Genomic DNA, 22,207 nt, shown 5'->3' on the forward strand with positions numbered 1-22,207 from the left:
TTGGAGTGTTGATATGAAAGTTATTGCTGTAACGGGATATAAGCCATTTGAACTTGGTATATTTAAAAATGATCATCCAGGGGTGGAATGTATAAAAAAAGCATTGCATCGAAAATTAACTACTTTTGTAGAAGAAGGTTTGGAATGGGTGATAATAAGTGGGCAGTTAGGAGTCGAATTATGGGCTGCTGAAGTTGTTTTTGAAATTCAAGTAGAATATCCAGATCTAAAATTAGCGGTATTTACTCCGTTTTTAGAACAAGAAGAAAGCTGGAAGGAAGATAACCGTGAATATTACGAATGTATTCTCTCTCAAGCAGACCATATTGATAGTATTACGAAACGGAAGTACGAAAGCCCGGAACAATTTAAATTAAAAAATCAATTTTTTATTGAAAAAAGTGATGCACTTTTAGCTGTATATGATGAAGAAAAACCAGGGAGTCCCAAATATATTGTAGAAGCAGCAAAGAAAAAAGGAGAAATAGAAAATTATCACAGTTATTTTATTCTTTTTTCTGATTTACAAGATATAATAGAAGAGGAACAGTGGAATAATGCTGAGTAATATGTAATATAGTACTCGTATATATGATTGACAAAAGGCATTGTTTCTGAAAAAATTTAGGTAATGAAAGTTTTGGCAAAAATTTGAGGTGAAGAAAATGATTTCGGATAAAATTAAATTAACGGCGAAAGATATTTTAGAAAAAGAATTTAAAACAGGTATGAGAGGCTATCAGCAAGAAGAAGTAGACAAGTTTCTTGATATGATCATTAAAGACTATGAAGCTTTCCACAAGGAGTTTGATCAATTAAAGCAACAAAATGCTCGTTTAAAGCGTGAATTAGAGGAACAAAAATTAGTAGCAACGCAAGTGCCACAACAACCAGTTGTACAAACACCAGTTGCACAACCTGTATATAACAACACGAATACGGACATTTTAAAACGTCTATCTAATTTAGAAAAAGCTGTATTTGGAAGTAAGTTATACGAATAATTTCTAGTGGTAAAAAGGTTAAAGCATTTTACATAGAAAAAAACATTGCAAAATCTTTTTGTTTCCACTATACTAATGGATGTCATAACGTTTGGGTAATCGCTGCAACGCCAACGTTGTAGAGGAAAGTCCATGCTCGCACGGCCTGAGATGGCTGTAGTGTTCGTGCCTAGCCAATTCATAAGCTAGGGTATTCTGGCTGTAAGGCTGGTTTAACGGCAGGGAAAAAACCTAAGTCCTTTCGGATATGGTTTGACTACCTTTAAAGTGCCACAGTGACGAAGTCCTAGAAGAAATGATAGGAGTGGAACGAGGTAAACCCCACGAGCGAGAAACCCAAATAATGGTAGGGGAATCTTTTCCAAGGAAATGAACGATGGGAAAGGACAGGTTATATAACCTGTAGATAGATGATTGCCACCGGAGTACGAGGCGTGGGCCGTTTGCAGTACAAAGGAACAGAACATGGCTTACAGAACGTTATGAACCAACTATGAAATAACTCAGCTCTCCTTTGTTAGAGGAGGGCTTTTTATTTGTATGAAGTTATAAATTATGAGTTAAAATGGTTAATGAGAAAATTCTTCGTAAAATGTAATGATTAATAGGACAAATTGCTATTAATTATTGTTTAACTATACATAAGAGGTGAATGCAAATGGGAAAAGTTACTTTAATTGCAACAGCGGCAATGGGTATTGAAGCGTTAGTCGCCCGAGAAGTTCGTGATCTTGGTTATGAATGCCAAGTGGAAAACAGCAAAGTAACATTTGAAGCAGATGAAAAGGCGATTTGTCGCACGAACTTATGGTTACGTACTGCGGACCGTGTGAAAATTAAAGTTGGCGAATTCAAAGCGACAACATTTGATGAGCTGTTTGAAAAAACGAAAGCATTAAACTGGGGAGATTATATTCCAGAGAATGGAGAATTCCCTGTAATTGGTAAATCGTTAAAATCTGAGTTGTTCAGTGTTTCAGATTGCCAACGTATCGTTAAAAAAGCTGTCGTTGAAAAATTAAAAACAACATATAAACGTACAACTTGGTTTGAAGAAGATGGTCCGTTATTCCGTATCGAGATCGCAATGCTCAAGGATATTGCAACATTAACAATTGATGCAAGTGGTGTTGGACTTCATAAACGTGGATACCGTATGGATCAAGGGGAAGCCCCATTAAAAGAAACATTGGCTGCGTCTTTAATTAAGTTAACAAACTGGAAGCCGGATCGTCCTTTCGTAGATCCTTTCTGTGGATCAGGTACAATTCCGATTGAAGCAGCATTAATTGGACAAAATATTGCACCAGGATTTAACCGTGGCTTCGCATCAGATGAGTGGGGCTGGGTTGGTAAACAAAACTGGCGTGAAGCTCGTCAAGAAGCTGAAGATTTAGCGAATTATAATCAACCACTACAAATCATTGGATCAGATATTGATCATCGTATGATCCGAGTTGCTCAAGATAATGCAGAAGAAGTGGGCTTAAGTGATTTAATTACATTTAAACAAATGCAAGTAAAAGATTTCACGACAAAAGAGGATTATGGCTATGTTGTAACGAATCCTCCATACGGAGAACGTTTAAGTGAAAAAGCACTCGTTGAACAATTGTACAAAGAAATGGGACAAGTATTCCGCCCATTAGATACATGGTCAGCATACGTATTAACAAGCTACGAAGCATTTGAAAAGTGTTATGGAAAAGATGCATCGAAGAAACGTAAACTGTTTAATGGATTTATCCGTACAGATTACTACCAATACTTCGGAAAACGTCCACCGCGTAATTCATAGTATAAAACTCCTCCAGCGCGCATATACTGGCTATTATGTAATGCGTAAAGGAGGACGTGATATGGATAGTTTCCAATTATCTATGATTCAAAAAGCTATTCATCGTACGTATGATGAGATCGGGAAAGAAGTGGATAGCCAAGGTGCGATTGTAGAGGAAATACAAAAAGCACAAGAAGAATATTTGTCAGCTCTTTCACACGAAACGGCGATTGATAAACGGTATTTAAAGTCATTAATATAGAAAAAAATTTTCCTTTTTCGAAAGGAAAATTTTTTTTCGTGTATTTCTATGTATGGCAACAGGGGAAAGTGGCTGCACACATATGAGTAGCAGTTGCTATATCTTTTTATAGAAAAACTTTTTGGTTGGAGGCTAAGGATGTTTACTGAGAAGAGATTACCATTTGAAGTAGGAAAACAAGATAATTTTTATGATAAGTTGAATGAATGGATTGGAGATGTGTTTTACGATATCCTTCCGGAAAAAGGCTTTGAAGAGCGTGATGAACAAATTTTTATGGCGTTTCAATTAGAGCGTGCTTTCCAAGAAAAGAAAGTAATGTTCGCAGAAGCGGGTGTAGGAACAGGGAAAACAATTGTATATCTTCTATATGCAATTTGCTATGCGCGTTATACTGGAAAACCAGCTATTATCGCTTGTGCTGATGAAACGTTAATTGAGCAGCTTGTGAAAGAAGAAGGAGACATTGCTAAGTTATCTGAAGCATTAGGACTATCTGTTGATGTTAGACTTGCGAAATCAATGGATAATTATTTATGTTTACGTAAACTTGAAGATGTTATGAGTGGACGAGCTCCAGAAGTAATTGAAGATGTATACTACGAATTACCACAGTTTGTATTCGATCATGGTACGATGCAAAACTTTACTCACTACGGCGACAGAAAAGAATTTCCACTTTTAAATGATGAGGAATGGTCAAAAGTAAATTGGGATTACTTCCAAGATTGCTTCACTTGTGATTCTCGTCATCGTTGTGGTCAAACTCTTTCTCGTGAACATTATCGTAAAGCGGCAGATTTAATTATTTGTTCTCAAGATTTCTACATGGATCATATTTGGACGTACGATGCTCGTAAGCGTGAAGGGCAAATTCCGTTATTACCTGAAAGTAGCTGCGTTGTATTCGATGAAGGACATCTTGTAGAATATGCAGCTCAAAAAGCTTTAACATATCGTTTAAAGCAAACGATGATGGAGCAACTTTTAACAAGATTGTTGCAAAATGATATTCGTGAAGAGTTTGCACATTTAGTAGAAGAAACAATTTGGCAAACAGAGCGATTCTTTGATGTGTTACAAGAAAATAAAAAGGAAATCGCCGGTTCTGATCGTTTAGAAATTACTGTGACAGAAAAAGTAACAGCTGAAGCGAATAGACTTTATGCGAAAATTGGTGAAGTCGGTGATGCATTAGTATTTGAAAGTGAAATGCATACAGTAAACACGTATGATTTAAATATCGTTGATGAACATTTAGATGTATTAGAACATTCACTTCGTCTGTTCATGCATGAGAAAAATGTAATTACATGGGGTGAAGAAGGTGATGGAGCCTTCACGTTAGTGATAATGCCACGTGCAGTTGAAGAAGTATTACAAGAGAAAGTATTCTCGAAGAAAATTCCGTATATTTTCTCTTCTGCTACATTATCTAACAACGATTCATTCGCATTTACAGCAAATAGCCTAGGGGTAAAAGATTACTTATCATTCTCAGTTGCCTCACCGTTTGATTATGCAGAGCAAATGGCAGTAAACTTACTATCGCATACGAAAGAAAATGAATGGGAAAGAAAGTGTCAATATACACTTGAAAATATACAGAAAACAAATGGACGTACACTTGTATTATTCCGTACAACACAAGAACTTGCAGCGTTTAAAGAATATGTAAGTAAAGAACAAATGTCCGTTCCGTTCCTATATGAAGGGGATCAAGAAATTAGTCAGCTCGTTTCTCGTTTCCAAAATGAAGAAGAGACTGTACTTTGTGCTGTTCATTTATGGGAAGGTTTAGATATTCCTGGTTCATCATTATCGCATGTTATTATTTGGTCATTACCATTCCCTCCAAACGATCCTGTGTTTGAAGCGAAGCGTAAACATGTAAATGATCCATTCTGGGATGTAGATGTACCGTATATGATTTTACGTCTTCGTCAAGGGATTGGACGTTTAATTCGTACGAGCGACGATAAAGGGGCTATATCAATCTTCTTATCTGATACAGAAGATGAGAAAGTGATAGAAGCGGTGAAAAACGTACTACCAGTAGAAGGTAAAGAATTATAAGGAGAAAGCTTGGCGCTTGCCAAGCTTTTTTTCTATTATAAAAGGAATTTAGGTTTCCATGTCGAATTAAGTTTGAGGTAGAAAAGGGAGGTTTTATACGATGACAGTAGCTACATATGAAGTAGAAAAACAATTTTTAACATATGTGAAGAGTGAAGAAGATACAAAATTATGGTGAAGCATTAAGCTTAATGTTTTGGGACTTAAGAACAGGTGCGCCTAAAAAAGGTGTAGACCAGCGTTCAGAAGTAATTGGTATGCTTTCATCAGAAGTGTTTGTCATGTCGACTTCAGATGAGATGGGAAATTATTTAACAGAGCTTGAAGCTTTAATAAGTGAAAATAAACTTTCTGAAACGACGAAGAAAATGGTTGAAGAGTGTCGTAAAGAATATGATAGAAATAAGAAAATTCCACAAGCGGAATACGAGGCGTATGTGAAATTAGAAGCGAAAGCGGAAAGTGTGTGGGAAGAAGCTCGCGAAAAATCTGATTTTGAAATGTTCCGTCCGTATTTAGAACAAATAGTTGAATTTAAAAAGAAATTTATTACATATTGGGGTTACGAAACATATAAATATAATACATTATTAGATATGTATGAGCCGGGTATTACAGTAGAAGTGTTAGATCACGTATTTGGTCAACTTCGTGAGCGTATCGTTCCGCTCGTAAAAGAAATATCGGAGTCGCAAAAGAGATTAAAGACAAATGCTTTATCAGAACATTTTTCAAAGGAAAAACAAAAAAACTTTACATTAGAGTTATTAAAGCAATTGAATTATGATTTTGAAGCAGGTCGTCTTGATGAAACGGTGCATCCATTCGAGATTACATTAAATAGAGGAGATGTTCGTATTACGACACGCTATGACGAAAAAGATTTCCGTATGGCTGTGTTTGGAACAATACATGAATGTGGTCATGCTGTATATGAACAAAATATTGCAGAGAAATTCGAAGGTACACCGCTATGTAGTGGAACTTCTATGGGTATTCATGAGTCACAATCATTATTCTTTGAGAACTTTATCGGTCGTAATAAATCATTCTGGAAGAAAAATTATGATTTATTAAAAGAGTATAGCGATGGTCAATTCAATGATATATCAGTAGATGAGTTTTATGATGCGATTAACGAATCGAAGCCATCGTTCATTCGTATAGAAGCAGATGAGCTTACATATCCGCTTCACGTCATGGTTCGTTATGAACTTGAGAAAGAATTATTTGATGGTACATTACAAGTGAAGGATTTGCCAGCGGCTTGGAATGATAAGATGGAAGCATATTTAGGAATTCGTCCGGAAAGCGATGCACAAGGTGTATTGCAAGATGTTCACTGGGCTGGTGGTTCATTTGGATACTTCCCATCTTATGCGCTTGGTTATATGTATGCAGCGCAATTTAAGCAAAGAATGTTAAAAGACATTCCGAACTTTGATGCATTATTAGAAGAAGGAAACGTAACACCAATTCGTGAATGGTTAACAGAAAATATTCACCAATACGGTAAAACGAAAAAGCCACTTGAAATTTTAGAAGATGTGACAGGCGAAGGACTAAATGCAAACTACTTAGCTGATTATTTAGAAGCGAAGTATAGAGAGATTTACGAGTTATAAAAAAGAGCTGCTTAATTGCAGCTCTTTTTTTTCAAGGGGGATAGAAGAATGGCTTATACATATACAGTAATGACGCAAGAAGAAGCAGAAGAAATTGCATATAACTGGCATTATGAAGGGAGGTATTCCTTTTACGATATAGGTGCAGATGAAGAAGATTTAGCTGAGTTTTTACATAATGAGAGTAGAGGAGATTATACATTTTCTGTGAAGGAAAACGGCACTCTCATTGGTTTTTTTACTGTTTGTAAAATAAATGATGGAACGGTTGATATAGGTCTTGGAATGAGACCTGATATAACTGGAAATGGATTTGGTTTACAGTTCGTAAACGCTGGACTAGCTTTTAGTAAAGAAAAATATGGTTGCAATTATATAACACTATCAGTAGCGACATGTAATGAGAGGGCGATTAAAGTGTATAAAAGAGCAGGGTTTGAAGCTGTTGGGACGTTTATACAGAAAACAAATGGTAGTTGTTTTGAGTTTTTGAAAATGAATTATATATGTAAAAATGATTAAGAAATAGAGGGGATCTTCTGTTTCTTTATTTTGATTTAGAAGTATAGGATACATATTTTTGTACTTGTTGTAATTGGGAGTTTTGAAATTTTGACAGAGGATGTGTATGATTGAACTTTAGTAGCAAATAGCAGGTTTAGCAAGGAGAGGTAAAATGATTACAATTAAAACGAAAAATGAAATAGATTTGATGCATGAATCTGGGAAATTACTTGCTTCATGTCATAGGGAAATTGCCAAAATGATGAAACCAGGTGTTACGACAAAAGAAATTGATACGTTTGTTGAAGCATATTTAGAAAAGCATGGTGCAACATCTCAGCAGAAAGGTTACAACGGGTATCCATATGCGATATGTGCATCTGTAAATGCTGAAATGTGCCATGGGTTTCCCGCTGATGTTCCTTTAACTGAGGGGGACATTGTAACAATTGACATGGTAGTAAACTTAAATGGTGGTCTTTCAGATTCTGCTTGGACGTATAGAATTGGAAATGTTTCTGATGAAGCAGAAAGGTTATTGTTAGTAGCTGAGAATGCTTTATATAAAGGGATTCATCAGGCGGTAATCGGTAATCATGTAGGAGACATTGGCTATGCAATTGAAAGTTATGTAGCTACTGAAGGTTTTTCGGTTGCAAGAGACTTTACGGGGCACGGGATTGGTAAAGAGATTCATGAAGAACCAGCAATTTTTCATTTTGGGAAACAAGGACAAGGGCCTGAACTACAAGAAGGAATGGTAATTACAATTGAGCCTATTGTCAATGTAGGTATGCGATATTCGAAAGTAGATTTAAATGGATGGGCTGCAAGAACGATGGACGGGAAATTATCAGCGCAATATGAGCATACAATTGCGATTACAAAAGATGGGCCGATTATTTTAACGACACTTTGAAATAATATGTAAGAGTTTACAAAACTCGAACAAAAATGATGTTTTTATAAAATTTGTACGTGTTTTATTAAGAAATGCTTTTCAAAGTATAAAAAGTGCGTTATAATCCATCTATAAAATAAATAGTTAGCTACACTCATATAATCGCGGGGATATGGCCTGCAAGTTTCTACCGAAGTACCGTAAATACTTTGACTATGAGTGAGGACGAATATATTTGCTTGTTTAGCATTCTTTTTTGCGAAACTCCAAAAGCGCGTCTCTCACTTGTAACGAGTGGTGGCGGCTTTTGGAGTTTTTTATTGCATAAGAGGGGGAACAAACATGAAAGTATTACAAGAAAAGATTTTGAACGAAGGAAAGGTTTTATCTGGTGACGTATTAAAGGTAGATGCATTTTTAAATCATCAAATTGACCCAGTACTTATGCAAGAGATCGGAAAAGAATTTGCTAAACGTTTTAAAGAAGAGAACATTACAAAAATCGTGACGATTGAATCTTCAGGCATTGCACCAGCAGTTATGGCTGCATTAGAGCTTGGTGTAAAAGTAATCTTTGCAAGAAAGCGTAAATCGTTAACGTTACAAGATAATATGTACGTTGCAAACGTACATTCATTTACGAAACAAGAAACGAATGAAATTTCATTATCTCGAAATCATATCGATGAAAATGACCGTGTTTTAATTATTGATGACTTTTTAGCAAACGGTCAGGCTGCTTTAGGTTTAATGAGTTTAGTAGAGCAAGCTGGAGCAAGTATTGCAGGAATTGGTATTGTTATTGAAAAAGCATTTCAAGATGGAGGAAAGAAGCTTCGTGAACAAGGAGTTCGTGTTGAGTCACTAGCAGAAATTGCATCACTTGATAACGGCACAGTTACATTTGTACAGCAAGAAACTGCGGAGGTGAAATAAACGATGAAGCAACATCCATTTAAAATCGCATCGCTTGGTATGCAGCATATGCTTGCGATGTATGCTGGCGCAATTATCGTTCCGCTTATTGTGGGCGGCGGACTTGGTTTAAATCAAAAAGAGTTAACATATTTAGTCTCAATTGATTTATTAATGTGCGGCGTTGCGACGATTTTACAAGCATTATCAAATCGCTTTTTCGGCATTGGACTTCCCGTTGTACTTGGTTGTACATTTACAGCGGTTGGGCCAATGATTGCAATCGGGAAACAATACGGTGTGTCTTCTATTTATGGAGCGATTATTGCTGCCGGGTTATTCGTTGTTATTTTTGCGAAATTATTTGGAAAGCTTGTAAAACTGTTTCCACCTGTTGTAACAGGATCTGTCGTTACCGTAATTGGAGTTACACTTGTTCCAGCAGCGATTAATGATATGGCTGGGGGAGTAGGAAGTAAGGATTTCGGTAGTCTTGAGAATTTAGCGTTAGCATTTGGTGTATTATTATTTATCATCATTATGTATCGTTTCTTTGACGGGTTTATTCGTTCAATCTCTATTTTACTAGGTCTATTGTTCGGTACAATTGTTGCAGCGTTTATGGGGAAAGTAAGTTTGCAAGCGGTTGGAGAAGCGGATTGGTTCCACGGTATTCAGCCATTTTACTTCGGTACACCAACATTTGAATTAACGCCAATTATTACGATGATTTTAGTTGCTTGCGTAGGGATTGTAGAAGCAACAGGTGTATATTTCGCATTATCTGATATTTGCAATAAAAAGATCGGTGAAAAAGAATTAACAAAAGGTTATCGAGCAGAAGGATTAGCGATGGTGTTAGGTGGTATTTTCAACGCCTTCCCATATACAACATACTCTCAAAACGTAGGACTTGTTCAATTAACTGGAGTAAGAAATCGCGTTATTATTTATACTTGTGGTGGTATGTTAATCGTTCTTGGGTTCATTCCAAAAATCGCAGCTATTACAACTATTATCCCGAAATCAGTACTTGGCGGTGCAATGTTAGCGATGTTTGGTATGGTAATGGCATATGGTATTAAAATGTTAAGTAGCGTTGATTTTGGTAAACAAGAAAACTTATTAATCGTTGCATGTTCTGTCGGGATCGGACTAGGGGTTACTGTCGTTCCTACATTATTCTCACAACTTCCTGAAAACATTCGTATTTTAACAGATAACGGAATTGTACTTGGAAGTGCGTCAGCAGTACTTTTAAATATCGTATTTAATATGGTGCCGCAGCGTAAAGTGAAAGTAAAAGAAGAGCCAGTGTCTATGCAAAGTGCAGTAAGAGAAGCATAAAAAAGCAAGGTCTCGTTATGAGACCTTGCTTTTCTTTTTAAGTGGCATCATTTTCCCGTAAGTACCAAGACGCCAAATGTACTCAAGTGGCCCGTATTGATAACGTGACAGCCACCAGCGGCTAATAAAGATTTGTAACGTATAGAAACTAATGCAAAATAGAGGACCTACCCATAATGGAGCAAGATAATCATTTTTGAATAATAGTCCGAATACAAGTAATGTAACAATTGTATGTGAAAGGTAGTTTGTCAACGCCATTCGACCAACATACTGGAACGGACGTAATAATGTTTGCCATCTTTCTTTTTGTAATAAACGCATGAGCGTGAAAATGTAGAATATGAATAATGTTTTTCCACTAAACATTGTAAAGACCTGCATATAAATTGGTTCATAAGATGGTTTTGATAAGAAATAACGGATCATGAAGAACCACATTGGTAATGTTAAAATGAACATAATAATTTGCCATTTTTTTAGCTTTGGATCTAACTCTTTCGTGCGGCGGAAAATATCCTTTTTGCCGGCGTATAGACCGAGTAAAAATAGCCCAACTGTTTCTGGGAGCATGAATGCGTTTATTTCAATTCCATCAGCATAAAATGCATGGAAACGATTTTGTATTTGTGACACCCAGTCTTCAAGTGGCATGATAGGTAAGGAAAATCCTAATTCTGCCTTTGGAACGAATGCAATCATAATACCAGCGATTAGCATGAAAAACTGAAAAATACTTAATAAAACGATTGCCCATATTAAAATGGTACGAGGTTCTCTCTTATAAAATAAAAATAAGAAAAATCCAGCGATTGCATAAGTATGTAGAATGTCTCCGTCCCATAAAAGAACGTAATGTAAGAAACCAAATAATAATAAAATAAGTAAGCGACGAACAAATAAAGTTTTTGGGCGATCTGTTTTCGCTTCAGCACGAGTCATAAAAATGTAAAAGCCTAGGCCGAATAAAAACGAAAAGATTGTATAAAATTTTGTTTGAATAAACATATCGTAAAATAGACGGATATAGCTATCTAGCCCCTCATAAACTCCTGAAAGATCACGTGAGTCAATCCCAGCGATAACAGGCCAGTTAACAAGAAAAATACCTAGTACAGCTATTCCTCTAATAATATCGATGGAATGTATCCTCTCGCCTTGTGAAATATTTTGTGTCATTATTTTCCTCCTTGTTAAGTAATTCCCTTTTATTATACAAAATGTAAAGAGGAGGGTATATAGGTAATTTCCAATTTTTAAAACTGTTAAGATATGTATTATGAGATATAATAAGAGTGCACAACAAGTTTTAACCTTCTTCAAAACAGGCAGTAAAGCTCCTTTCTATAAGGGGCTTTCTTTATGAAAAGTATTGATAATGATTCTCTTTAATGATAAAATGTATTCAAAAGTGATAATCATTATCAAAAAAGGTTGGTGCATGAGTATGGTATATGCATTAGTAGCAGGTACAGTCGCTGTATATGCAGTTATTGCAAAGTATGTTTTAAATGGAGTAGGAACAGCAAAATGAGTGATATGACATAAAATCCCTTTCATTTGTAAAAAGAATGAAAGGGATTTTTTATTTTTAATGAGAATATGCTGAAAATTTAGTATGATAGTAAAGTGAAACTGTAATCGATGAGGGGATGTATCTCCTGATGATTATGAGCTCGCAAATGGCGGGAAAAAGTATATACATCTTGGATAAAGGGGAACAAGGGGATGACAAACATAGTACAGACAAACGGTATGAAAAAACTTGTTTGTTTTTATGAAGAGTGGCAAAAACACGGCGATGCAGAGAATAGTGTAAAGTTGTTTGAGGTGATTCAAAAATATAAACAAGAGCAGCTTATGATAGCGTTCTGCGGTCACTTCTCTGCAGGGAAATCAACGATGATGAATCATCTATATAAAGCGCATTTGTTACCAACAAGTCCAATTCCGACAAGCGCTAACGTTGTCAAAATTGAAAAAGGAATGGATCGTGTTGTTGTAACAGTTAAATCTGGAGAACAGTACGAATATGATGGTGCATATTCAGCTGAAGAATTAAAACAAATTTGTAAAGACGGTGATGAGGTAATTGGTGTTCATATTTATCGGAATGATGCGCCAATTCCTGAGGGTGTTATGTTAGTTGATACACCAGGTATTGATTCAACAGATGATGCCCATCAATTAGCGACAGAATCAACGCTGCATCTAGCAGACGTAATTTTTTATATGATGGATTATAATCACGTCCAATCGGAAGTGAATTTGCAATTTGTTAAAGAATTGAAACAACGTAATAAAACGGTTTATCTAGTTGTAAATCAAATAGATAAACATAAAGAAAATGAATTATCGTTTGAGGATTATAAAGATAGTGTAAAACAATCGTTCTCTAACTGGGATATTGAAGTAGATGGAGTGTATTATACTTCATTACGAATGATGAACCATACACATAATGAAATTGGGAGCTTAGAAACATTAATTACTTCTATTATGAAAGAAAAAGTGCAGTATGTAAGAGATGGAATGGAGCGAGAAACAGAATATTTAATGGAAGAACATTTCTCGTTTATTCTTTCAGAAAATGAAAAAGCTCTTTTGAAATATGAGGAAGAGCTAGCATCGCCGCTTTCTATTTCAGAGATAGTTGAAAAGAAAGAAGAGCAAACAGAAACTAAACAACGCGAGGCTAGTAAAGAATCTCATGTGAGAAACGAATTTATAAAAGGCTTACAAGCTATATTAGATAACGCGTATTTAATGCCATTTGAAATGAGAGAATTGGCAAATATGTATTTAGAAACGAAATTAACTAAATTTAAGGTCGGTTTGCTGTTTGCGAAAGGAAAGACGGAGCAAGAAAAACAGAGACGTTTAGATGCTTTTTATTCTGCTTTGCAAAAGACCGTTGAAACGCAACTTGATTTTCATGTGAAAGAATTTATTGTTGCCTTCTTAAAAGAAGAAGGATTGTTCACAGAGGAAATTGGGAAAGACATATATGCTTTAGAAATTGCTTTTGGACCAGAAATGTTAGCTGAAGTCATTAAACAAGGTGCAGGTTTCACAGGTGATTACTTACTTCTTTATACAGCGGATGTAGCGAATGAACTGAAGAAACGTTATTTTACAAAAGCGCAGCAAATTTTTGATAAAAGTGCAGTCGTTTTAAAGCAAAAGGTGAAGGAAGCAGTTGCACGCATTGAAGAAGAGATTGAAAAATATATGATGTTGCAAACGGCAAAAGAAACGCAATTGCAATACAGTAACAATTTAAAGACATATGAAAGTTATTTGCAAAATGTTTGGCACGAGCGTGTTGCTACACCAGAAGGATTGCAAATAGAGGAGATATTGCAAAGTAAAACACAAATTGTTAGTGAGAAATTCACACTACAAGAGCAGGAAAGCGTAAACGATAACGTAATGGCTCGTGAGGAAGAGATAAAAGGAACGGCAGCTTTAAATATTCAGCGTATATTAGAGAAAGTGAAGAAAGCTGAAACGATATTAGAGCCATTGCCAGCGCTGAAACATGTACAACAAGAGGTAATAGAAAAAAGGCGTCGTGTGGAAACGAAACAATTTACAGTAGCGTTATTCGGAGCTTTTAGTGCTGGAAAATCATCATTTGCCAATGCATTGCTTGGTGGGAATGTACTTCCTGTATCACCAAATCCGACGACGGCAACGATTAATCAAATTTTGCCGGTTACAGAGGAAAAACCACACGGAACAGTAATGGTTCAATTCAAATCAAAGCAAGCTCTATTAGAAGATATGAAAGCTGTTTATAAGTTGTTTCATTATGAGATTACTACGTTAGATGAAGCGTTAGCACAAATTGATAAAGTTATGAAATACCCTTCACCAACTGGGAAGCAAAAAACAACATTTAGCTTTTTACGAGCGGTGCAAAAAGGATATGATACGGTTTCTGCTCATTTAGGGGAGCAAGTACAAGTTACATTAGAAGAGTTTTCTGATTATGTAGCGAATGAAGAAAAATCATGTTTTGTTGAGTACATGGAGCTTTATTATGATTGTGCTTTAACAAGGCAAGGAGTAGCGCTTGTAGACACACCTGGAGCGGATTCTATTAACGCCCGCCATACGGACGTTGCGTTCCAGTATATTAAAAACGCAGATGCTATTTTATTTGTAACGTATTATAATCATGTGTTCTCTCGTGCTGACCGTGAATTCTTAATCCAGCTTGGTCGTGTAAAGGATACTTTTGCACTTGATAAAATGTTCTTCTTAATTAATGCGGCCGATTTAGCAGAGTCTGAAGAAGAACTTGAAATGGTAAAAGGTTATATCGCAGACCAGCTACTGCAATACGGTATTAGAAATCCGCGTTTATTTGCAATTTCAAGTTTATGTGCACTTGAAGAGAAGCAAGGAAAGAATATTGAAAAAGAGAAGTACGGTATTTTACAAAACTCTGGGCTTGCTAAGTTCGAGGAATCATTTACATCCTTTATGATGAGAGATTTAATGCTCGTATCTGTTCATGCTTTATATGGTACATTGCAAGGAGCAGATCAGCTTTTAGTAAATATGATAAACGGTGCAAAGCAGGGGAATGAAGAGAAAGAGAAGCAAACGAAAAAATATGAAGCAGAGCGTGATCAGCTACTTCATATTATTTCATCATATAGTGTGCTTGCTGAAGAGCAGGCGATGCAAAATGAAGTGAAAGAATTGCTTTATTACGTGCACCAGCGTCTATTCCTACGCTATAACGATGTGTTTACTGAATTTATTAATCCAGCATCGCTGCGAACGGATGGGAATGTGAAAGTGCAGTTGCAACAGTGCGTTATGGAATTAGTGGCATTTATTCAGCATGATTTATTACAAGAAATGCGTGCGACATCATTACGCCTTGAAAAATGGATAGATGAAGCGATGAAGCGTGCAAAGAATGAAATTGTGGTGAACTGTAAAGTAGAAAATGAATCAATTTCTATGAGTGGAACAGTGGATTATGAATATAAAGATATTGCACATAAAGAACCGTTCCCTTCAGTTGAAATAAAAGATTTCAAAAAGGCACTGGCGCATTTTAAAAATGAAAAAAGCTTTTTTGAAAAAAATGATAAAGCTTTCATGCAAGAAGAGGCTAAAGTTGTATTAGAGCCTTTCGTATCAAACTATGTAGCTGATGAAAAAGATTTATTTGTTCATCATTATAAGCAAGAGTGGGATTTGAAATGGAACTTATTCCAAAAAGTGATGCAGCAAGATGTGATGAATTATTATGAAAGTGTATTATTTGCATTGGCTGAAACAATTGATGTATCACTATATGAACAAAGTAAAGAACAATTGCAAAAGCAGTTAGTAGAGATTGAAAAAGAAATTTATGTGATATAGTCGTTATGAGAAAAAGATTCGTTCAATTTTCTTTTGCAATACTGTATCTAAAGATTTGACAAACCCAGCAAATTCATCGGTAGAAATCATATGAGTAAGAACGAGGCGTCTGCCGTCTGGTGTTTCACCGCATAAGACGAATGAAGAAAATTCATATGTTTTGTTTTCTACTACTAATTTTGGATAGGAATACGTGTCGCTTTTCTTCTTCTTTCCATCAATAGAGATGACGTTGCACTTTTTCTCATTGTTGTCCATGGTGAATCCCTCCTTTCTATTATTTATGGTAGACAAGGAGGGTTTAGAACAATAGAGAAAGGGGAGTTTTTTATGTGTGTAGTAATAGAGTATATTTCGAAAGAAGTTATACCGAAGCCTTTATTATTGCTTGCTGATCCGAGTGAGGAGCAAATTGATGCATATGTACAAAGAGGGAAAACATATGTAGCTAAGCAAGAGGAGAGAGTTGTCGGTGTATATGTTCTTTTGGAAACAAGGCCGAAGACGATGGAAATTATGAATATTGCGGTTGTAGAGCATTTGCAAGGAAAAGGGATTGGAAAGCAGCTATTAAGTCATGCCGTAGAAACTGCTAAAGGATATGGTATGTCAAAACTTGAAGTTGGTACGGGTAATTCTAGTGTTTCACAACTTGCTTTATATCAAAAATGTGGATTTCGTGTTTTTTCTATTGATTTTGATTACTTTTCAAAGCATTATGAAGAAGAGATTATTGAAAATGGGATTGTATGTCGTGATATGATTCGGCTTGCAATGGAATTGAATAAGAACGTATAACTTATTTAGGGGGAAGAGAAGATGGAAGTACATAAAGCAATTACAGCACATTCTCGTAAACAAAATGAAAGTGTAAAAGCATGTTTACAATTAGATGCGCAGCGTGAAGCAGCTATTGAAGCAGCCGTATCTCTTGCGTCAAAGGGGAAAGAATTTTCGGTTGATATCATTAATGTTGTAACAAAGCAAATTAATGATCTTGCAAAAAATGGTGTTACACTGCAGCGTAAATTTGTTACAGAAGAAATGGTTATGGAGTATGTAAGTCGTTTGCAAGAGAAAGAAGGTCGTTAAAGATGATAGTTACAGTCGAATGGTTACGTGAGCATATAGAAGATGAGAATGTCCGTATAATCGATTGTCGTTTTGATTTAGCGAATCCTAATTGGGGTAGAGAAAAGTATGAGGAAGAACATATTCTTCATGCGTTATATTTTGATTTGAATTTAGATTTATCAAGTCCTGTAACAGAACATGGTGGTCGCCATCCATTGCCGAATATTGAGGAGTTTGCAGACAAGCTTTCACAAGCTGGTATTGATGAACATACGACAGTAATTGCATATGACAGTCAAGCGGGTGCAAATGCTTCTCGTCTCTGGTGGTTATTAAACTATGTAGGACATGAGAAAGTATATATATTAGATGGTGGATTTCCAGCTTGGAAAGAGAATGGACTACCGATAACAACGGAAATTCCTGTTGCTATACGAAAAACATTCAAAGCAAATGTACAAGATCATATGCTTGTAACGATGGAAACGGTGAGAGAGAATATTCATACAGGTGCAGATGTTACGTTAATTGATTCTAGAGAGCCAAAACGTTATGCTGGTGTAGAGGAACTAGTTGATCCAAAAGCAGGACATATTCCGACAGCAGTAAACTATTTTTGGAAGGATGGAATTGTACAATCAGGACAATTTAAGAATGAAGCTGGGCAACAAGAACGATTCCGAAATCTTTCGAAAGATAAGGAAACAATTGTATATTGTGGTTCTGGTGTTACAGCCTGTCCAAATATCCTTGCATTGAAATTAGCTGGATTCCAAAATGTTAAATTGTATGCAGGTAGCTGTAGTGATTGGATTTCTTATCCAGAAAATCAAATTGCAAAAGAAGAAGATTAATCACTTGCATGCAAAAATAATTTGTATTAAAATAAGGTCACAAGCAAGAAATTGCTCGAAAAACTTTGTATTTTACACATTGGAAACAATGTGATAATATAACGACAAGTAAATAATACATCCTGCGGTGTACGTAACTTATTTATGTCTAAAACCGATGTTAGTTATACGGAAGCTCAATATTTAGAGACCATCATCAAGCCTTCCTTGTGGAGGAAGATGTACGGTAACTGTGAGGGCATCCACCTGCGAGTAGCGGGTTTTTGGACATTTACGAGGAGCGGCACGTGCGGGGGTCTTATTTCACAACTAACATTATATAAAATTCCTACGGTGTACGTAGCTTATGCATGTCTTAAACCAATAAGTTTAATATGGAAGTTCAATATTTAAATGTAGCTAACATGCCATCTTTTTAAGAAGGAAGTTACAAACATTTGTGAGAGCATCCACCTGTGAGAGCAGGTTTATGGACATCTAGAGAGAACGGCATATGTGGGGCTATATAAAAACCTTACGTTTTATACGTAAGGTTTTTTTGTTGCATAAATATATCTATTTTATCTGGATTCACCTGTGAAGTTTCCATAATAAATATAGCACTTTCTATCTTCATCAATCTCTCTTGAATCTAAAGCGAACTCCATATGCATGCCGTCGCGCTGAATATATATAAGGTCTGAATGAAGAGATGGCAAAATTTCTTCATAGTTCCATACATCTTTCCGATCTATTATGCTTGAACTCGTTTCACTTAGTTCTCTAACCTCAAAACCGATGTGAGAGTATGTAGGATCTGAAGGGTCATTTGCAAACTCTTCTTTTTGAATATATATAACTGCTGTTCCGTCTGGATCTACTGAAGTAGCAGTAACAACATATGTCTTGTTATCTTTTATAAAATATTCACACGTCATGCGTGCGATGATTTCAGAATTAGAAATATTTGCGTAGTTCCATAAAGCAGGATACCTTTTCGTTTCATCATTAAGTCGATATTCTAAGCGCATTTTATCCCTCTTCTTCCTTTTTCTTCTACTTTATCATGCTATCTTATATAATAGGAGTAGAATTTAAAAAGGGGAGTGCGAAGGTGACAAAAACGAAATGGCTAGTAGGTGGTGTCGTAACGTCTTTAATGACTGGCACCTTATTTGGCTGCGCACAAGATCTTCCCCCAAAACCGAATGATAATAGTTGTTCAGATTGGGATTGGGATGATGAACTTGGGGTATGGCAGTGTGATGATAGTAGGTCAGGTTATCGTGGGCATTATTTTTATGGTGGGAGTTACTATCAAAATAAATCCACTTTTAAAAATTCATCGGCGTTTAAATCTTATCAATCGTCTGCGGAATTTAAAGGTGGAATTGGAAGCGGTTCAAAGGGAGGATTTGGGGGCTAACATATGTCGCAATACATAAGGGATCGAAAAGAGTTTTATTCGAAATATCCGAATTTTTGGTCGGATTTATATGAATGTGAGTATAGTTTGTTTCATGTTTTCTCTATAACAAATCAGACTATGAAACAATTGCAATTAGCAACTGAACGAATGGGGAAAATATTTTTTAAGACTGCTAAACTTTTGCGGAATTTAAGTGACGAACAGCTTCTTGAACTTGGGTATCCTCCTGCAAGCTTATCGTTTATTAGAATGAAAGGATTATATCCTGAATCTGTTATTTCACGATTTGATTTCGTTTTAACAAGTGATAACCACATTAAAATGCTTGAGTTTAATAGTGATACACCAACTTTTATTATGGAATGCTTTCAAATGAATGGAAAAGTTTGTGGAAAACTAGGCTATGATGATCCAAACTTGGGTCAAGAACGATTACTATCTTCTGGTGTTACAAAGGCCGTAATGGAAGCGACAAAGGGAATAGATAACCCAAATGTTGTTTTTACAGCACATCATGAACATATTGAGGATTGGAATACGACTATGTATTTGAGTCAGTTATGCCAGGTTGAAAATAAAGTAGTGCCAATGTCAGAACTTAGAATTACAAAAGATGCTTTAGTGGATAGAGATGGAGTACAGATTGATATTTTATATCGCCAAACATATCCGATAGAAGATTTAATTGAGGATCAAGATCCTGAAACAGGAGACTTCGTAGGTGTGGAACTGTTGCAACTTGTAAAAGCCGGAAAGCTTTTTATAATAAATCCTTTGTCAGCATTTTTGCTTCAGCCCAAATCAATTCAGTGTCTGATTTGGGGGTTAGCAGAAGAAAAGGCCTTTTATACAAATGAGGAACAACAGTGGATTAAAGAATATATGTTACCTACATATTTAGAACCAGATTTATTTTTAGGAAAAGGCTCTTTCGTTCAAAAACCTTCATTTGGTAGAGAAGGAGACACAATTACCGTTCGCGATAAGGACGAAAATATTATGATTCAAAATACACACCAAACGTATAAAGAGTCACTGCCGATATTTCAAAAGTATACAGAACTTCCAGTCGTATCTTTGGAAACAGAGAAAGGGATGGAGAAACTGTCGTATGTGTTTGGTTCGTTTTTAATTGCTGGAAAAGCGAGTAGTATCGGTATTCGCGCTGGGGAAAAAATTACGGGGAATGAATCGTACTATTTACCGGTAGGTATAAAAAAGGAGGAAAGTATATGATTAATTTTTTATTATATTTAGCAGTAACACTGGGCCTTTTATGCATTGGTCTGTTCCTCATGGAAGTGACAACGAAAGTAAAAGAATTTAAGTTAATGGCCCAAGGAAATAAGGCGGTAAGCTATGTACTTGGAGGACGATTACTTGGGTTAGCTATTGTTTTATATTCGACAGCAGCTAATTCCATTTCACTTCTTGATATGGTTTCGTGGGGAGCCGTTGGGATTTTGGCTCAAATTATCGTCTTTTATTTAGCTGAGTGGCTTACACCACGCTTTAATATAAACAAAAGTCTTGAAGAAGATAATCAAGCAGTCGGTCTTTTTCTTATGTTTTTATCGCTTTCCATTGGGATTGTAATTGCTGGTTGTATAACTTATTAAAACCTTTACGTTTAGACGTAAAGGTTTTTATTTTATATACGTTAGTTCGCCATACTTTTCGAAAAAATTGTAGGCTACTGTTGACATCTATTTTAAATAAGAGTAACATTTTCTATGTAATAAAAATAAGTCTCTGTTAGGTGAGGCTCCTGTATAGAGAAATGCTACTGCCCAAAAATGTCGAGAGACGCCAATGGGTCAACAGGAATGATCGAATTAAGGTTTTTCTTAACGTAGCTGGTAATGTACCTATGCTATACAGTGCTAAAACTCGGCGAGGGAGAGGTCCGTAGATTTCTAATTGTTTAGGAATCGTTTATTTGTGTATGCCATGACCTTTACTCTTTTCGGAGTAAGGGTCTTTTTGTTACAAATCTATGAGTAACTTCATAGTATAAACTATAAAATTAAACGAGGAGGTGAGGAGCATGTCAAATTCTGACTCGGTTCCGTTACCCATATACTTCAAATCAAAAATATATGATGTAGGCAGGAAACGACTTGTTCCTCCCTCTATATTTATCATAATGTAGCGTTTATATGCAAGTTCAAGCGCTAAACACTGTTACGGTAAAGTGGATAAATTGAGAAACAAAGCGTTTCTTCCTATGTTGTACAGGAGGAGACGATAATATGTTATATGCAAACAAAACTGTGGGTAACACGTCATATAAATTAAGTAAAAAATCAATGAAAGAACAAACAATGCTTCAAAAAAATAAAGATTTATTAATTGAAATCGCAACGAGAGATGTAAAATCTGTATTTGCGTATTTTAAAACAACAAGAGACGGATTATCTATGAAAGAGGCACAAAAACGCATTCAAGTATACGGCCGAAACGAATTAATTTCAAAAAGAGCGCGTATTGCGGAAGTAATGATGAAGCTAAGTGGAATGATTCCAGGTTTTTCAAAACAACATGTGCGTGATGGATTACAATGTGAGAAAATTACTGTGTCTCGAGTAGAATGTTCTAGTGTAACAGGTTTAAACGGTGAATTAAAAATGATGAATGTGCCAGTACAAGAGCTTGTTCCTGGGGATATGATTTTTCTTTCAGAAGGTGATACAGTACCAGCAGATGTACGTATCATTTATGCGAATGATTTATTAGTAAATGAATCCGTGCTAACAGGAAAAGATGCAAGTATTGAGAAATTTGAAAGTTGCTATCACCTTGAGCGTAAACGATTTATTCCTTTAAAACGAATGAAAGACTATAATCCACTTGAACTTGAAAACGTATGTTTCAAAGGGACTCATATTGTTGGCGGAAATGCAAAGGCTGTAGTTGTTTCGACTGGGAAAAATACGTATACAGGAATTCTTCATACTTGTTGTAGTAGAACGTCTTAATGTGTAAATGATGCTAAATATACAAAAACAATGTATAATAGACAAAGTTGAAAAAACGTAGAATGGTAATCTATTTATATAACCTTACGTG

20 protein-coding genes, 3 other RNA genes, 1 pseudogene and 2 riboswitches are annotated in these 22,207 nt (G+C 35.8%); of the genes and pseudogenes, 21 read left to right on the forward strand and 3 right to left on the reverse strand.

Going from position 1 to position 22,207, the window contains the following annotated elements; translation table 11 throughout:
* Positions 1-13: 13 nt before the first annotated feature.
* The 11 genes and pseudogenes from QCI41_RS26455 (at position 14) to pbuX (ending at position 10,414) form a co-directional block, all read left to right on the forward strand.
* Positions 14-568: an SLOG family protein gene (locus QCI41_RS26455; RefSeq protein WP_000862919.1), complete on the forward strand. Its 555-nt coding sequence runs from the start codon at positions 14-16 to the stop codon at positions 566-568.
* Positions 569-665: 97 nt separating this feature from the next.
* A complete protein-coding gene (gpsB, locus tag QCI41_RS26460) occupies positions 666-1,004 on the forward strand; it encodes a cell division regulator GpsB (RefSeq protein WP_000622425.1) in 339 nt (112 codons plus the stop codon).
* Positions 1,005-1,091: 87 nt separating this feature from the next.
* An RNA gene (rnpB, locus tag QCI41_RS26465) (RNase P RNA component class B) lies at positions 1,092-1,482 on the forward strand.
* A gap of 180 nt (positions 1,483-1,662) precedes the next feature.
* Positions 1,663-2,802: a THUMP domain-containing class I SAM-dependent RNA methyltransferase gene (locus tag QCI41_RS26470; RefSeq protein WP_000521230.1), complete on the forward strand. Its 1,140-nt coding sequence runs from the start codon at positions 1,663-1,665 to the stop codon at positions 2,800-2,802.
* 61 nt (positions 2,803-2,863) lie between these two features.
* Positions 2,864-3,046 (forward strand): DUF3921 family protein, encoded by a 183-nt coding sequence (locus QCI41_RS26475; protein ID WP_000376888.1) that lies wholly within the window; start codon positions 2,864-2,866, stop codon positions 3,044-3,046.
* A 138-nt stretch (positions 3,047-3,184) separates the two neighbouring features.
* On the forward strand, positions 3,185-5,122 hold the full coding sequence (locus tag QCI41_RS26480) for an ATP-dependent DNA helicase (protein WP_046958936.1): 1,938 nt from the start codon (positions 3,185-3,187) through the stop codon (positions 5,120-5,122).
* 100 nt (positions 5,123-5,222) lie between these two features.
* Positions 5,223-6,747: pseudogene (gene ypwA / locus QCI41_RS26485) on the forward strand (carboxypeptidase).
* 48 nt (positions 6,748-6,795) lie between these two features.
* Positions 6,796-7,269 carry a GNAT family N-acetyltransferase gene (locus QCI41_RS26490; protein WP_353836276.1) on the forward strand — a complete coding sequence of 158 codons (474 nt, stop codon included), beginning with the start codon at positions 6,796-6,798 and terminating at the stop codon, positions 7,267-7,269.
* Positions 7,270-7,423: 154 nt separating this feature from the next.
* On the forward strand, positions 7,424-8,170 hold the full coding sequence (locus QCI41_RS26495; RefSeq protein WP_353836275.1) for a type I methionyl aminopeptidase: 747 nt from the start codon (positions 7,424-7,426) through the stop codon (positions 8,168-8,170).
* A gap of 116 nt (positions 8,171-8,286) precedes the next feature.
* A riboswitch (purine riboswitch) is annotated at positions 8,287-8,388 on the forward strand.
* 106 nt (positions 8,389-8,494) lie between these two features.
* Positions 8,495-9,088: a xanthine phosphoribosyltransferase gene (locus QCI41_RS26500; RefSeq protein WP_064476595.1), complete on the forward strand. Its 594-nt coding sequence runs from the start codon at positions 8,495-8,497 to the stop codon at positions 9,086-9,088.
* Positions 9,089-9,091: 3 nt separating this feature from the next.
* Positions 9,092-10,414 (forward strand): xanthine permease PbuX, encoded by a 1,323-nt coding sequence (gene pbuX / locus QCI41_RS26505; RefSeq protein WP_000809222.1) that lies wholly within the window; start codon positions 9,092-9,094, stop codon positions 10,412-10,414.
* Positions 10,415-10,429: 15 nt separating this feature from the next.
* On the opposite strand, the gene QCI41_RS26510 is transcribed toward pbuX, so the two are convergent.
* The gene (locus QCI41_RS26510) at positions 10,430-11,593 is read right to left on the reverse strand and encodes a DUF418 domain-containing protein (RefSeq protein ID WP_353836274.1); all 1,164 of its coding nucleotides are present in this window, start codon (positions 11,591-11,593) and stop codon (positions 10,430-10,432) included.
* Between the two features lie 549 nt (positions 11,594-12,142).
* Between QCI41_RS26510 and QCI41_RS26515 the strand changes: the two genes are divergently transcribed.
* Positions 12,143-15,802: a dynamin family protein gene (locus QCI41_RS26515; protein ID WP_353836273.1), complete on the forward strand. Its 3,660-nt coding sequence runs from the start codon at positions 12,143-12,145 to the stop codon at positions 15,800-15,802.
* Positions 15,803-15,805: 3 nt separating this feature from the next.
* Here the strand turns inward: QCI41_RS26515 and QCI41_RS26520 are convergent, their stop codons facing one another.
* Positions 15,806-16,060, reverse strand: a complete 255-nt coding sequence (locus tag QCI41_RS26520; protein ID WP_000369740.1) for a DUF3931 domain-containing protein — start codon at positions 16,058-16,060, stop codon at positions 15,806-15,808.
* A gap of 72 nt (positions 16,061-16,132) precedes the next feature.
* Between QCI41_RS26520 and QCI41_RS26525 the strand changes: the two genes are divergently transcribed.
* The 5 genes from QCI41_RS26525 to ssrS (QCI41_RS26545) all read left to right on the forward strand — a co-directional run bounded on the left by QCI41_RS26525 (position 16,133) and on the right by ssrS (QCI41_RS26545) (position 18,236).
* Positions 16,133-16,600, forward strand: a complete 468-nt coding sequence (locus QCI41_RS26525) for a GNAT family N-acetyltransferase (protein WP_097914903.1) — start codon at positions 16,133-16,135, stop codon at positions 16,598-16,600.
* Positions 16,601-16,621: 21 nt separating this feature from the next.
* The gene (locus QCI41_RS26530) at positions 16,622-16,894 is read left to right on the forward strand and encodes a YpbS family protein (RefSeq protein WP_000451806.1); all 273 of its coding nucleotides are present in this window, start codon (positions 16,622-16,624) and stop codon (positions 16,892-16,894) included.
* Between the two features lie 2 nt (positions 16,895-16,896).
* The gene (locus QCI41_RS26535) at positions 16,897-17,730 is read left to right on the forward strand and encodes a sulfurtransferase (protein ID WP_353836272.1); all 834 of its coding nucleotides are present in this window, start codon (positions 16,897-16,899) and stop codon (positions 17,728-17,730) included.
* A 116-nt stretch (positions 17,731-17,846) separates the two neighbouring features.
* Positions 17,847-18,029, forward strand: a non-coding RNA gene (gene ssrS / locus QCI41_RS26540) — 6S RNA.
* Between the two features lie 23 nt (positions 18,030-18,052).
* Positions 18,053-18,236, forward strand: a non-coding RNA gene (gene ssrS / locus QCI41_RS26545) — 6S RNA.
* Positions 18,237-18,290: 54 nt separating this feature from the next.
* Here ssrS (QCI41_RS26545) and QCI41_RS26550 read toward each other — a convergent pair.
* Complete coding sequence (locus tag QCI41_RS26550) at positions 18,291-18,740, reverse strand: hypothetical protein (RefSeq protein ID WP_001235541.1); 450 nt, start codon at positions 18,738-18,740, stop codon at positions 18,291-18,293.
* A gap of 83 nt (positions 18,741-18,823) precedes the next feature.
* Between QCI41_RS26550 and QCI41_RS26555 the strand changes: the two genes are divergently transcribed.
* From QCI41_RS26555 to QCI41_RS26570, 4 genes are all read left to right on the forward strand, one after another.
* On the forward strand, positions 18,824-19,135 hold the full coding sequence (locus QCI41_RS26555; protein ID WP_000169026.1) for a hypothetical protein: 312 nt from the start codon (positions 18,824-18,826) through the stop codon (positions 19,133-19,135).
* 3 nt (positions 19,136-19,138) lie between these two features.
* Positions 19,139-20,374, forward strand: coding sequence for a glutathionylspermidine synthase family protein (locus QCI41_RS26560; RefSeq protein ID WP_353836271.1), 1,236 nt, complete (start codon positions 19,139-19,141; stop codon positions 20,372-20,374).
* The gene (locus QCI41_RS26565) at positions 20,371-20,757 is read left to right on the forward strand and encodes a DUF350 domain-containing protein (protein WP_000606860.1); all 387 of its coding nucleotides are present in this window, start codon (positions 20,371-20,373) and stop codon (positions 20,755-20,757) included. Before QCI41_RS26560 ends, QCI41_RS26565 begins: the two co-directional genes overlap by 4 nt.
* Positions 20,758-20,882: 125 nt before the next feature.
* A riboswitch (M-box (ykoK) riboswitch) is annotated at positions 20,883-21,048 on the forward strand.
* A 342-nt stretch (positions 21,049-21,390) separates the two neighbouring features.
* Complete coding sequence (locus tag QCI41_RS26570; RefSeq protein WP_000964966.1) at positions 21,391-22,116, forward strand: P-type ATPase actuator domain-containing protein; 726 nt, start codon at positions 21,391-21,393, stop codon at positions 22,114-22,116.
* The last annotated feature ends 91 nt before the right edge of the window (positions 22,117-22,207 follow it).

The sequence above is a fragment of the Bacillus cereus group sp. MG4 genome, from assembly GCF_040460055.1.
Lineage (GTDB): Bacteria > Bacillota > Bacilli > Bacillales > Bacillaceae_G > Bacillus_A > Bacillus_A wiedmannii.

Coding starts and splice junctions, on each gene's coding strand:
- QCI41_RS26525 (WP_097914903.1), top strand. CDS start 16,133: ATGTGTGTAGTAATAGAGTATATTTCGAAAGAAGTTATACCGAAGCCT.
- QCI41_RS26510 (WP_353836274.1), bottom strand. CDS start 11,593: ATGACACAAAATATTTCACAAGGCGAGAGGATACATTCCATCGATATT.
- QCI41_RS26560 (WP_353836271.1), top strand. CDS start 19,139: ATGTCGCAATACATAAGGGATCGAAAAGAGTTTTATTCGAAATATCCG.
- QCI41_RS26515 (WP_353836273.1), top strand. CDS start 12,143: ATGACAAACATAGTACAGACAAACGGTATGAAAAAACTTGTTTGTTTT.
- QCI41_RS26490 (WP_353836276.1), top strand. CDS start 6,796: ATGGCTTATACATATACAGTAATGACGCAAGAAGAAGCAGAAGAAATT.
- QCI41_RS26570 (WP_000964966.1), top strand. CDS start 21,391: ATGTTATATGCAAACAAAACTGTGGGTAACACGTCATATAAATTAAGT.
- QCI41_RS26495 (WP_353836275.1), top strand. CDS start 7,424: ATGATTACAATTAAAACGAAAAATGAAATAGATTTGATGCATGAATCT.
- QCI41_RS26530 (WP_000451806.1), top strand. CDS start 16,622: ATGGAAGTACATAAAGCAATTACAGCACATTCTCGTAAACAAAATGAA.
- QCI41_RS26500 (WP_064476595.1), top strand. CDS start 8,495: ATGAAAGTATTACAAGAAAAGATTTTGAACGAAGGAAAGGTTTTATCT.
- QCI41_RS26520 (WP_000369740.1), bottom strand. CDS start 16,060: ATGGACAACAATGAGAAAAAGTGCAACGTCATCTCTATTGATGGAAAG.
- QCI41_RS26480 (WP_046958936.1), top strand. CDS start 3,185: ATGTTTACTGAGAAGAGATTACCATTTGAAGTAGGAAAACAAGATAAT.
- QCI41_RS26565 (WP_000606860.1), top strand. CDS start 20,371: ATGATTAATTTTTTATTATATTTAGCAGTAACACTGGGCCTTTTATGC.
- QCI41_RS26550 (WP_001235541.1), bottom strand. CDS start 18,740: ATGCGCTTAGAATATCGACTTAATGATGAAACGAAAAGGTATCCTGCT.
- QCI41_RS26475 (WP_000376888.1), top strand. CDS start 2,864: ATGGATAGTTTCCAATTATCTATGATTCAAAAAGCTATTCATCGTACG.
- QCI41_RS26455 (WP_000862919.1), top strand. CDS start 14: ATGAAAGTTATTGCTGTAACGGGATATAAGCCATTTGAACTTGGTATA.
- gpsB (WP_000622425.1), top strand. CDS start 666: ATGATTTCGGATAAAATTAAATTAACGGCGAAAGATATTTTAGAAAAA.
- pbuX (WP_000809222.1), top strand. CDS start 9,092: ATGAAGCAACATCCATTTAAAATCGCATCGCTTGGTATGCAGCATATG.
- QCI41_RS26535 (WP_353836272.1), top strand. CDS start 16,897: ATGATAGTTACAGTCGAATGGTTACGTGAGCATATAGAAGATGAGAAT.
- QCI41_RS26470 (WP_000521230.1), top strand. CDS start 1,663: ATGGGAAAAGTTACTTTAATTGCAACAGCGGCAATGGGTATTGAAGCG.